At 45.0% G+C, this 12,247-nt stretch carries 11 protein-coding genes; 7 read left to right on the forward strand and 4 right to left on the reverse strand.

Going from position 1 to position 12,247, the window contains the following annotated elements; all coding sequences use genetic code 11:
- Nucleotides 1-24 precede the first annotated feature (24 nt).
- On the reverse strand, nucleotides 25-975 hold the full coding sequence (locus AACT52_RS31055; RefSeq protein WP_096549295.1) for a helix-turn-helix domain-containing protein: 951 nt from the start codon (nucleotides 973-975) through the stop codon (nucleotides 25-27).
- Nucleotides 976-1,089: 114 nt separating this feature from the next.
- Here AACT52_RS31055 and AACT52_RS31060 point away from each other — a divergent pair, with 114 nt between their 5' ends.
- Together AACT52_RS31060 and AACT52_RS31065 are read left to right on the forward strand one after the other, a co-directional pair.
- Nucleotides 1,090-2,739 carry a M48 family metalloprotease gene (locus AACT52_RS31060; protein ID WP_073628013.1) on the forward strand — a complete coding sequence of 550 codons (1,650 nt, stop codon included), beginning with the start codon at nucleotides 1,090-1,092 and terminating at the stop codon, nucleotides 2,737-2,739.
- A gap of 71 nt (nucleotides 2,740-2,810) precedes the next feature.
- The gene (locus AACT52_RS31065) at nucleotides 2,811-3,614 is read left to right on the forward strand and encodes a COP23 domain-containing protein (RefSeq protein ID WP_073628063.1); all 804 of its coding nucleotides are present in this window, start codon (nucleotides 2,811-2,813) and stop codon (nucleotides 3,612-3,614) included.
- A gap of 750 nt (nucleotides 3,615-4,364) precedes the next feature.
- Here AACT52_RS31065 and AACT52_RS31070 read toward each other — a convergent pair.
- From AACT52_RS31070 to AACT52_RS31080, 3 genes are all read right to left on the reverse strand, one after another.
- Nucleotides 4,365-4,649: a hypothetical protein gene (locus tag AACT52_RS31070; protein ID WP_073628015.1), complete on the reverse strand. Its 285-nt coding sequence runs from the start codon at nucleotides 4,647-4,649 to the stop codon at nucleotides 4,365-4,367.
- Nucleotides 4,650-4,726: 77 nt separating this feature from the next.
- On the reverse strand, nucleotides 4,727-5,422 hold the full coding sequence (gene fabG, locus AACT52_RS31075; protein WP_073628017.1) for a 3-oxoacyl-ACP reductase FabG: 696 nt from the start codon (nucleotides 5,420-5,422) through the stop codon (nucleotides 4,727-4,729).
- Between the two features lie 259 nt (nucleotides 5,423-5,681).
- The gene (locus tag AACT52_RS31080) at nucleotides 5,682-6,191 is read right to left on the reverse strand and encodes a DUF2721 domain-containing protein (RefSeq protein ID WP_073628019.1); all 510 of its coding nucleotides are present in this window, start codon (nucleotides 6,189-6,191) and stop codon (nucleotides 5,682-5,684) included.
- Nucleotides 6,192-6,220: 29 nt separating this feature from the next.
- On the opposite strand from AACT52_RS31080, the gene AACT52_RS31085 reads away from it, so the two are divergent.
- The 5 genes from AACT52_RS31085 to AACT52_RS31105 all read left to right on the forward strand — a co-directional run bounded on the left by AACT52_RS31085 (nucleotide 6,221) and on the right by AACT52_RS31105 (nucleotide 11,471).
- The gene (locus AACT52_RS31085; RefSeq protein ID WP_073628021.1) at nucleotides 6,221-6,415 is read left to right on the forward strand and encodes a hypothetical protein; all 195 of its coding nucleotides are present in this window, start codon (nucleotides 6,221-6,223) and stop codon (nucleotides 6,413-6,415) included.
- Nucleotides 6,416-6,731: 316 nt separating this feature from the next.
- Nucleotides 6,732-6,911 (forward strand): hypothetical protein, encoded by a 180-nt coding sequence (locus tag AACT52_RS31090; RefSeq protein WP_073628023.1) that lies wholly within the window; start codon nucleotides 6,732-6,734, stop codon nucleotides 6,909-6,911.
- 113 nt (nucleotides 6,912-7,024) lie between these two features.
- Nucleotides 7,025-7,183: a DUF4114 domain-containing protein gene (locus tag AACT52_RS31095; RefSeq protein ID WP_337251563.1), complete on the forward strand. Its 159-nt coding sequence runs from the start codon at nucleotides 7,025-7,027 to the stop codon at nucleotides 7,181-7,183.
- Nucleotides 7,184-7,353: 170 nt separating this feature from the next.
- Nucleotides 7,354-7,710, forward strand: a complete 357-nt coding sequence (locus AACT52_RS31100; RefSeq protein ID WP_073628025.1) for a hypothetical protein — start codon at nucleotides 7,354-7,356, stop codon at nucleotides 7,708-7,710.
- Between the two features lie 143 nt (nucleotides 7,711-7,853).
- Nucleotides 7,854-11,471 carry a phytase gene (locus AACT52_RS31105; protein WP_083630032.1) on the forward strand — a complete coding sequence of 1,206 codons (3,618 nt, stop codon included), beginning with the start codon at nucleotides 7,854-7,856 and terminating at the stop codon, nucleotides 11,469-11,471.
- Nucleotides 11,472-12,247 lie beyond the last annotated feature (776 nt).

The following is a 12,247-nucleotide window of genomic DNA, read 5'->3' on the forward strand; positions in this document are numbered from 1 at the left end:
GATAAAATGGTAAATAACAAAGGATTAATCCTTCTGCTTACGATTACGAAATTGTAGCGGTGTCAGTCCGACATATTTTTTGAAGAACTTGCCAAAGTTGGTGGGTTCGTCAAATTGTAAGTTATAAGAAATGTCAGCAATATCTAATTCCGTATGAGTTAAAAGGCTCTTAGCCTCCAACAAAATACGCTCAACGATAAAGCTACGGGCTGTCTTATCTGTGGCTTGCTTTATGACATCGTTTAGGTGATTAGGGGTAATGCCCAACAAACTTGCGTATTCCTCAACTGTCTTCTTCTCTAGATAAAATTTATTAATGAGCTGCTGATACTGGTTTAAGATGACAAGGCTACGGGGTTGGTCTTTTGCTTGGGTTTTATATCTTTCATGAAGGGATTTACAATAATAAAGTAGAGCCAGCACCAACGACTGAATGATATGGGTTTTGTAGGAATTTGTGCCTCTAAACTCCGCCCAAATCATTTCAAAGTAGCCTAGTAGCTTTTCTGCTTCCGTTTGTTCGGGCTCGAAGAGATTGGTTTCTGTAACCTTAAAGAAGGGAAACTCGCTCAAGATATCGCACGATAAAAATTCATCTTTGAAGTAAAAGACAAAGCCTTTGGTGTTTGAGTCTCTTTGCCAAGAATAGATATGATAGGGTGAACTGAATACAAGACAGTCCCGTCTGTTTTCAAATCTGTCAGCATTGATAAAAACAAATGAGTTACTTGGGCTTTTCTTGAAGCTCACATGATAAAAGCTTTTTCGGTAGGGCGGCAGCGCTTTTACTGTTTCTCCCTCTAAATCCTCTAATCTGAAAATATCAAACAAATTATAAACTGCTCTATGGGTCGAATTTGTAGCTTCATAGAGTTGATTAATTTCCTTGAAAAAGCGGATTTCTTTGTGTGCTTTCAATCTTGCTCTTTTGGTGTTGGCTCGGTTGTAGTTGCAGTCTAGCTCACGCCTGTTCAATATTACCCCGCTTACAGGCGTGCTCTCTGGAGATTTGTTTAAGTGCTATCTGCCCCTTGTGGTCTGCTTTAATTACTATAAATCATCAAAAACTCGGATAAGACGAGATTCCTTATGCAACGCAAATGGAAGCCGCTGCTGCTTGCCTTTAGCTGGGTATTACTCTCAGTCGGAACGTCTATTCTGATTATCCTGACACAACCGATAATATCGCCAGCAAAAGAACCCCCAGCGTCCACTACTCATAATGAACCACTAATAGTACCCACCGAAGAAAAATCTCCTTCAGCAACACCCAACCCAGAAGCCTCTAATACAAAGAAACCTACTGAATCAAAACAACCAACTTCTTCTGATAATAATAAAAAGCCGGAGTCAGCGGCGGAACCTCCACCCAGTCCCGAAGAAATCGCCCGTCAGCAAAAACTGATAGAAGCAGACAAGCTTTACCAGGCGGGACAGATAGCTGCAGCGGAAAAACTGTATCGAGAGGTTAAAGAACCTTTTGCCAAAACGCCTGATACACAACAACTGAAAGAACCCATAGTTGACCTCGCGCAACTATCCCCAGGCGGTCAAGTGTACTGGCGCGAAGCAGAAGCGGGAATTGCCAGTCAGATGCAAACTAGGACTCTCGTAGCGCTAGAACTTTTGGTTGAAAAGAATCCGGAATTTATCCCCGGTCATATTCGGTACGCTGAAGTCCTCAAAGAATACGGTGAAGAGAAAAAAGCATTGCAGGTATTAGACAATGCGGCGACGCTGTATCCTAATCAACCTGATTTAATTAAAACACGAGTTGCAGCACTCTCCAAAGCTAAAAAATGGATGGAAGCCTCGCTTGCGGCACGTCAATTTGCCCTTCTCAACCCAAATGATCCACAAGCACCTGAGTTTACAAAACTGGCAGAAGACAATCTCAAGCGTTACAAATCCCATATACGAGGAAAAATTAGAGGCAATGCGATCGCCAACATTATCACTGGTGTCCTAGGTTACGCCGTCACTGGTAGTCTACTCGGTCCGTTTACCGCCCTTGACTCCACTATTATGATGCTACGGGGAGAAGGATCTATAGGTGAGTCGGTGGCAAAGCAGGCAAAAAAGCAACTGAAATTAGTTAAGGATGAAGCTGTTTTAGGATACGTTGATGAAATTGGACAGAAACTGGCGAAAGTGTCAGGACGTAATGAGTTTAAATACGAGTTCTTCGTCATCCCGGAAGCAGATCTCAACGCCTTTGCACTACCAGGAGGCAAAATCTTTATTAACGCAGGTGCTATTGCCAAAAGCAATTCTGAAGCAGAATTAGCTGGGTTAATCGGTCATGAATTATCCCACGTCGTCCTCTCCCACGGTTTTCAATTAGTCACTCAGGGAAACCTGATTGCCAACGTCACCCAATATGTTCCCTATGGCGGTATTGTCGGTCAACTGTTTGCACTCAGCTACAGCCGCGACATGGAACGTCAAGCTGATACTCTTGGTACGCGCCTCATTACTGCAACAGGTTACGCTGCTGATGGCTTGCGTAACTTGATGGTAACATTGGAAAAACAACAGAAATTCACACCTCCTAGTTGGTTATCTTCTCACCCAGGCGGTAATGAGCGAGTTCGCTCACTAGAAGAGTTGATTTCACGCAACAAATACAACCGCTACGCCTATGAAGGAGTAGCGCGTCACTCAGAAATTCAAGCAAAAGCGAAACAGATACTCAAAGAGGAAAAAGAAAGAAAAGATAAAAAGGGACGCCGTCGATGAATCAAAATCACAAAATAATTCGTCACTGGAATTATCAACTCCCTACCCCAAATCCCGTTTTAGGACTGTTTATGCTATCTCAACCTCTGAAGTTTCTTTTTTTGAGTGGTCTTGGTTTATCCTTAGTTTTTGGTCATTCCGCTGCATTCGCCCAAGTTCGTGGATCTGGTGATGTTGTCGTACCAACATCACCAGCTGGTAATGGTTCAACTTCGACCACAACAAGGACAACTGGATCAGGTTCCTCCTCAACAACAACGACAACAAATACCTCAACACCTATTGATAGCGCGAATCGGTTTAGCTGTCAGTTTTACAACGGTCAGTACACCGTTATGTACCAGCCTGAAAGTCAACCTGGTCAATACTTCGCTTGGGCGACTCCTAGGACTTTAGGAGACGGGTGGAATGCACAAAAACGTTGCGACACAATTGCGCAGCGCTTGGAATCTTATCGCCCAGATGGTTTAGTGGAACTGAAGACAGCCGTAGAAAACAGAGAGAACATTCTGTGCGTAACCACCGAAGCGAATCCTTACTGTCGAATTGTGCTGACAGTCCCAGCCAACCAAGACCCCTATGCTGTCCGCAATAGCGTTTTCCAAAACTTGGCTTCTGCTGATAGTGGTCAGCAAACTTTTGGCGTTAACACTTATACAAGTGGTAATGATGAACTATCCAACTTAGGGCGAACAATTTTCGGCGGTGGCAAAAAACCCTCTGCTTCTTCTAAAGACCCGATCAATCTCAAACCTTTCCTAGATCGTAGCGATCGCGGTACCGGAGGAAAACTCAGCAATGGTGTGTCGCTTGGTCGTCAGCAGTCTCAACCTCAAACTGGCTATCGCCTAGACCCCAAAAAATTCCGCCGCTAATTCATGTCAAAAAATTAGTTTCGCGCCAAGACGCCAAGACGCAAAGTTCAACCGATTGCGTAGGAGATGTGATCCTACAGGGTAACTCTTGCTGGTTTTGGCGTGATTTTTTTATGTCATTTGCTAGTCTTTGAGCTAGAAAATTACAGCGCTTTTCTGTAAGGTGGGCATTTCTCACCCGGAGGGTGAGCAGTTCCTACCCTGCACCGAAGGCGTTCCGCCTACAACGGGGGGAACCCCAGGGCAAACGCATCTAATAAATGCATAATGAAATACTGACGTTCTACTCCATTCATTTTCGATGCTGCCAATGTGCGTCCAAAAGTGGTAGTGAGCGCCAGTCATGAGGAATGGGTGATTTGGTTGATCAAAGCAGGTTTGGGAATCAGCATCATGCCCCAAGAAGCGCGGGTTAACGGGGATTGTGTATCTTCACTATTGTGGATTTAGATTTTTAGCGAATGATCGGCTTAAATGGCGGCAGCAACACAACTTAGGGATTGTAACGCAGTTTTGCCACTTTGCCGCCAGCCATAGTTGGGAGCTATGGATTGTCAATAGCGGTTAAGCAGAAAAACTAAAGTCTAGATAAAACCTAGCAACTCTATGCAATTTCTCCTCTAGCCCACTTTTCAACTAAATCGCTAATACTTCTGCAACCGCACTCCATCGCTCTTTGTTGCAGAATTTTTTTTGCTGTCGGAGTTAGAGCAATGTGTATGTGAGTCTTCACCTCACTGTAATCCTGCCCTACTTGATTTCGGCAGGATCGAATTCGGTGACTCGTCCTGGTCGGGCAGCCAAAAATACATCGTAGGTTGCGCAATAAGCAATGGTGACATCATTGGCTTTGTTATAGAGATGGACGACTGTGCCAGCTCCTCCTGGTTGGAGTGCAATGGGTTCCAAATCGCCAAAAAATAGACGGCGAATCGTGTCTCCACTGCCTAATTCATCTCTTAACTTTTGTAGCAGAGCAAGTTTCTTCTCAAGGGTTGGGGGGGTTGGATTTGCTGGGTTAGCTGATTGATGCATGGCTACAATTCTTCCGTAATTTTTACAGTGATACTTGTTGGCGTTCTAGTCTACAAGAAAATCGATTCTTGAGAGCATTAAGCACTGCCATAGACTGGAACTGCTGCCCCTCGAACATCTTGAGCCGCTTCAGATGCTAAGAAACAAATAACTTGAGCTAAAGATTCAGGTTTAACCCAGTTGTGCGCGTTCTCAGCTCCCAATGCTACTCGATTAGTAGGGGTATCAATAATGCTGGGTAGAACCACATTGGCTGTAATGTTGGTTCCCTTGGTTTCATCAGCTAGAGCCTTGGTCAGGGCAACGACTCCTGCTTTGGAAGCACTATAAGCTGCGAGTTGTCCGCTCGGTTCTACAGCCCCCCGCGAGCCGACCGTGACAATCCGTCCATACCCATGCTCTAACATACGTCGTAGACTATGCTTGCAGACTAAAAAGGTTGTGTTGAGATTCAACCCAAAGTCCCGTTGCCAATCAGCAAAAGGATACTCATGGGTTTTACCAATCGCAAAACCTCCAACCAGATGGATCAACACATCGACTCGCGGCATATCATCCACTAAGTGTTGAACAGCTTGCTCATCTTGCAGATCAGCAGGAGTAAACTGGATTCTGCCCTGATCGGCAGGGGAGATAGCTTCTTTGAGCCGCTCTGTTTCTTCCGCTTTGCGATAAGGCACCGTGACGAGCGCACCTTGTGCCAGTACAACAGGAGTGACACTTAAACCCAACCCCCCAGTGGCCCCTGTCAGTAACACATACTTGTCTTTCATTATTAATCGACAAACTACTAACTATTCCTACATCAGACAACACGGGATGCAACACTGTCAAATCTGTTTGGAAGCCTGTCGTTGCTCTGGGCAACGCAGTGGCTCCCGGAGAGCAGGGCTGCTTCACCAGGACAGATGAAAATTTATTTTTTCTTCTGCGTTCCTAGCTGCGGAGTTCTATTTTCTAGTCAGCTGAAATTTATACTCAACAACAAAACTCACGAGTACCATTCATCTATTGCATACTGATTCTGGTAAATCACTTGTTCACTGAGTTACTGGAACTTTTCCTGCATAACTGACAGGTTCGATGCACTTCAAACTGAATAGAGCGGTGGGAGGTGCGAAGCTCATGGGCAATGAGCACGATACCCCAAAATAAAATTCCAATCCCAATCAGAAAGACGATTACGACGAATTGAGATAACCAGCTGATAAGCGTAGAAATCGCTAATGCAATCACTAACATATCCAACATGAATACCAGAATGGCAAGATAAACAAGCACCAGCACATCATGCACAAGATGATGGTGGCGCAGTAAATCAGGCAGGATGCAATCAAGTTCGTGCAGGCGATCTGCTTTGAAACGATTTTGGCTTAAATCCAGTTCCAGTAGATTCAGTCGTTCCTGATTTACCAAACGCAGGCGATCGCCAATAGAGGCGTAGCGAGCCAACAGTCCATTGAGTATCACGGCACAGGCAGTAATCATCACAACCGGGGCAAGGATCAGTCCAATCGTTTTAGTAACCGCCTCAATGGTCATACTGTTCTCCTTCAAATTGCTCCGGAAGAGTGAAAATTCTGGGGGATTTGGCAGAAGCCACCTTAACCGTGCCACAAATGCAATCCGTTCCCTATGGAACACTGCGAATCTCTGCCTCAACTGTATTTGGCGTGACTGTTTTGAATGGCTGGATTTCAGAATTCATTTATCAATATCCTAAGGTAAATGTAGAAGTGTTGCTAACGAATCAATATGTGGATTGAGTGACAAGAGGAATTGATGTTGTGTTTCGTTCAGGTCCTTTAGCCGGCTCAGAGGTGATTGCTCAGAGCTGCAATCACTGCTTGAGCCTAGAATCCTCATGCCTTCAGGCGCTCGGAGTATGTCAATCTCATGTCTTAACCTTTTGCTATCTACTTCTTAACGTTATTGAGATAATTTGAGGGTACTGAATACAAATTAATACAAACTAAAGATGACAATTATTTCATTCAAAATCCACGCTTCTTTGTAGGAGGGATGCGTGATACAGTGATCTGCACATCATCATTACCCCGACTGTAAAGCTTGTTTTTGTAAATGAAACCACAGATAAACCTTTGTGGTTCCAAATATCCTGAACCTAATCTTTCTAAGAAGTTTATTTATGAGCAAACAGTAAAGGTGAGTCAACAACAAGCAAGCAATATAGATCATGACTTGGGCAGTGGCAAATTTGCCGCACTTGCTGACCGCATTGTTAACAATTTGAAATTATGAAATATTATTTCTTTGCAAGAAATTCAAGATAATACCCGGAACAGAAATTAACGATGGCGTGGTAGATGTTAGCCAGAGATACAGCGTGTTAATTAACGCCATTGTAGCTGCTGGTGCTGGTACCGCTAGCTTACTTTACGGGACTTAGGGACAAATTCAGATGGAGCGGATTATATTCATCTTTTGGAGATAAAACTTTTGGGTTTGAAGGCGTATTTGGTGGTGGAGATTTGGATTACAATGACGTGGTTGTTCAAGTAAATTTTGCTTAAATCATTAATAGCCAATAGTCAACCGTTCAGGGGCTATGGACTCATTGGTGACATTTCTTGTAAAAGACAAGATTAGTGAAATGAAACGCAGGGCACTACCAACGAAATCTAGGAATGGTGAGCTTTGCTCCTCATTCTCATGACTTATTACATCAGAGAAACCAACAAATATGCAGACAACAATCAACGCCTCATTAAATCCCTATTCTGTGACAGGAACTTTAGGATTTGAAGAACTGGCGATCGCCCTCGTTGCCAATCAATTCAAGCCCTCGATTTTCCACATGGATTTTCTAAAAATGAGCGGGGTCATTTCCTCAGACTGGGAACTACAAAAACAACTAATCCTCACAGCCACCGTCTCTCAATTCGTATTTAAAAATGGAGTCAGTCTTGTTGCACAACCCCGTAGCGTGACTTTTCCCCAAACAATTGATCCAAAAAACGGCGTTGAAAATACCAGAACTGATGCGTCAGTTTGTAGAAGTCAATTTTTTGAAGATGTAACCAGAGAGAAATACAGATGAATTATCTGTGCTTATTTCTGGTTCCAAATATCCTAAACCTGGTTTTTGCAAAAATTTAATAACTCATCTTTTTTTGAAACTAATGATTACGAAGAACAATTTATTTGTTGCACCAGTGAACCCTAATCATCTTAGGAGAATATATGACCGCTAACACAATCCGCTTTTCACAGTTCAATGCTTCTTTGAACCGCAGCGCCGAAGGTGAGTTAGTAACCGATTTGTCCACCCCTGACAACCCTCAAGCGAAAGCTGTTGCTGAAATCATCCAGCGCACGAATCCAGATGTACTGCTGATTAACGAGTTTGACTACGTCGAGGCAGATCCTCTTGAACCAGTCCGATTATTACAGCAAAATTATCTCTCGGTTAGTCAAAACGGCGCAAACCCGGTTGACTACCCTTACGTCTACATCGCACCCTCAAATACTGGCATTCCCTCTGGATTTGACTTGAACAACGACGGTACAGTCGTCACAACTCCTGGTACACGGGGATATGGTGACGATGCCTTTGGCTTCGGTGAGTTCCCTGGTCAGTACGGGATGTTGTTGCTGTCCAAGTATCCCATTGACACGGCTAATGTGCGGACGTTCCAGAACTTCCTATGGAAGGATATACCAGGATCACTGCTGCCTACTGTTGCTCTTCCTGATTCCGCTACTCCTTGGTATTCTGAGGAAGAACAAGCCGCGTTGCGCCTCTCTTCCAAGAGTCATTGGGACGTTCCCATTACAGTGAATGGCGAGACAATTCACGCTTTAGTCAGCCATCCCACACCTCCCACGTTCGACGGTTCCGAAGACCGTAATGGCAAGCGTAACTACGACGAGATTCGTTTCTGGGCAGATTACATTACACCTGATAAAGGGAACTACATCTACGACGATCAGGGTAAAGAAGGTGGTCTTACTGGTGGATCACGCTTCGTCATCATGGGTGACCAGAACGCAGACCCCTTTGATGGCGACAGCTACAACAACGCTGTCCGGCAACTGTTACAGAACCCTAACATCAATACGAATTTCATCCCCTCCAGTCCCGGCGGTTCGCAGCAAGCCGTGTTGCAGGGTGGGGCAAATCTGAATCATCGCGGAAACCCTGCTTTTGACACCGCAGACTTTGCGGATACAGTTCCTGGGAACTTGCGGACAGACTATGTGTTACCCTCTACTGACTTAAATATCACTAACTCAGCTGTATTCTGGCCCCTCAATACTGACCCTCTGTTCCCACTGGTAGGCACTTATGACCCGAATGTACCTCCTACCGGTTTCCCCAGTTCTGACCATCGCTTAATATGGGCAGATTTGCAGGTACCGCCCACAGAAGCAGGTAGAACTATTCCTGATGTGGACTTCTCAGGACAGACCATCTTTCCCACTGGTTATATCCCGAATGGTGCGGCTGGAACAGTGGATGGACAAGAAACTCCTGTTGGCGGACTGTCAGGCGTCACCTACGATGCAGCAAATAATCGCTTCTATAGTATCTCTGATGACCGCTCCCAATTTGCTCCCGCCCGCTTCTACACATTTACCCTAGAAACTCCATCTCAAGAAACTGGCTTGGGTGTCACCTTTACAGATGTTACCACCCTCAAAGATGAGAATGGCAAAGAGTTCCCACTCAATAGTCTTGACCCTGAAGGCATTGCACTGAGCAACAATGACACGGTATTCATTTCTTCTGAGGGAGAGGTAAATATCAATGCGGGTCGAGTCACAAATCCTTTCATCAATAAATTCTCCCTAACCACGGGACAGCAAGTCAGTTCCTTACCTGTAGCAAACAAGTTCCTCCCAGTTGTGCAGGACACCAACGGGAATGGAGTTGTAGATACAGGCGATACTCAGGTGTCGGGTGTTCGCAATAACCTGGCATTTGAAAGCCTCACGATTACGCCTAACCAAAAGACTTTATACACAGCAACCGAAAACGCCCTGTTCCAAGATGGTCCTATTGCCACGCTCACTAATGGCAGCCGTTCTCGCATCCTACAATATAACTTGCTGAGCGGACAGCCAGAGAAGGAATATCTTTATAACACTGATGCGATCGCCCTTTGGGCGGCTCCCTCTGGGAGCATCGCCGCACCGCCAACTACAGGCTCCGGTGATAATGGTTTAGTGGATTTACTCGCACTTGATAACCGAGGCACCCTACTTGCGTTGGAACGCTCTTTCTCCGCAGGGGTTGGTAATACTATCAAAATTTACGAAGTCAGTTTGCAAGGAGCAACTGACATCAAGTACTACGATTCTCTGAATAATCTGAGTACTGAACAACTAGCAGATATCAAACCTGCTGAAAAGCGTTTACTGTTGAATCTCAACTCGCTGAACCTACCTACAGGTACAGATAACATTGAGGGCATCACCTTTGGTCCTAAACTGTCTGATGGTAATCAGTCCATTGTTTTGGTGAGTGACAACAACTTCAGCCAGACCCAATTTACTCAAATCCTCGCTTTGGGTGCAGACTTAGTTCCCACCGCAGTGCCTACAGTCGAAACCCGTCCTGACTTATTTGATGACCCAAATTTACCACGCGACCAACGCGCCGATGCAGACGACCCCGCTATCTACGTAAATTCCTCTAATCCAGAACAAAGCCTGGTACTCACAGCCGTGAAAAATGCAGGCTTACGGGTCTATGATTTGTCTGGTAATCTGTTGCAGGAGGTCAATCCAGGTGGTATCCGTTACAACAATATCGACCTGCAATATAACTTTAACTTAGGCGGTGATTCTGTTGATATTGCCGTAGCCACAGACCGCAACAACGATAAGCTGGCTATCTTCAAAATCAATTCCCATCCCAGCGCGTCCGGCGAATACCTAGAAAATATTACTGATAGCAGTATCGGTACTTTGTTTCAAGCATCGCCCTTTGAGCCTCCCTACTCGCCATCATCGCGGAGTGCTTATGGCATAGCTTTGTACCACAGTCCTGTGACAGATGATTACTACGTCTTTGCTAATCGCCGAGAAACTGGAGATGTTGCCCAGTACAAATTAATTGACACAGGTAATGGTAAGATTGGGGCTGAAAGAATACGTAATTTCACTGTGCCCACGACTCCTGGACGCGATGCTCAACTAGAAGGCATGGTGGCAGACCAAGAACTCGGTTTCCTCTACATTGGACAGGAAGATGTAGCGATTTGGAAGTATCAAGCAGAACCAAACGGTGGCACAAATGGTACGTTGATTGACAAAGTGAAAGACTTGGGGGGTAGCTATGTGGAAGACGATGTAGAAGGGCTCTCCATCTACTACGGCAAAGATGGCAGTGGCTACCTGCTAGCCTCTAGCCAAGGTGACAGCACCTTTGCAGTTTACACTCGCGACGGTCACAATGACTTTGTGGGGCGCTTTGCTGTTGGTAACAATGGATCAATTGACAGCGTTCAAGAGTCAGATGGTGCAGATGTTATCAACGTACCACTGGGTTCCAACTTCCCGTATGGTTTGTTCGTCACTCAAGATGGTTCTAACGAACCAGCACGTCTTGTAGAGGATGATGGGGAACTCAGCAACGTCAACACCAACTTTAAGCTTGTGCCTTGGGAAAACATCGCCTACGCCTTCCCCAATCCGTTGACGATTGACACCACCAGCTATAATCCCCGCACTCCCAATACCAACCTCCTGCTGAATGGAAGTGCTAGCAGCGACATCACCCAACCCTCCTCTGTTCTTGAGGGAGGTCTTAACTTGACTGGCGATGTGGCTTTTGAATACTCCATTACTGGATAGCGACATCTAGTTACGCTTTGCAACGCACTGCCTCAGCTTGCAATACAGTTAGAACCCCACCCCGGCTTTGGCTTGCGCCAAAACCGCCCCTCCCCGCAAGCGGGGAGGGGATTAATATCAAGCCTGGTACGTAGCGGGCGCTCGTTAACCATTGAAGAAAAATCTTAAGTATTGTAGGGTGGCTTCGCCTCCTCACTGTTGCAACTCTTGCAAGATCTCAGTATACATACCAAGCCTGCGGAGGCAGGCTTTATTTGTGTGCTCGTATCTGCACTACAGTGAAGGCGTCCCTCGCCATCTCCTAATTTTTTATTGAGATTATCTTTCATTAATTTCATTTTTAGTGTAAGCTGTTTCTCAAGCTTGTTGAATATCTTTATCAAATAATGTTCATAGGTGGGCAATGGCAATAACCTCTACAAGTCCGTTATTAGTGAATCAAGACCCTGCCAACTCGTCTTAGTGTGTTGGTAATGGAAAGCTCTCCAGATTATCAGGGAAATTATTGAGCATTCACGTTGATTATGCTGGTCTAACGGGCTATAACCATGACTATATTTGAGCTAGCTTATGTTAATCCAGCAAAATTAATGTACGAAAATGCTTGATTTTGTCATAAGTGATTATGCAGCGACTTTGTCATATCATGTTCGCTTAATTGCCCATAAGAAAACTTGTTTGTAGTAAGGACAAGAGGACTAAAGTCCTCACTACGAACTTCCGCATGGTTATATAACCGGACATGAGATAACCTGTTTAATGAGATTTTGTGTATT

The organism is Scytonema sp. HK-05, from assembly GCF_963872035.1.
Taxonomy (GTDB): Bacteria; Cyanobacteriota; Cyanobacteriia; order Cyanobacteriales; family Nostocaceae; genus Kalymmatonema.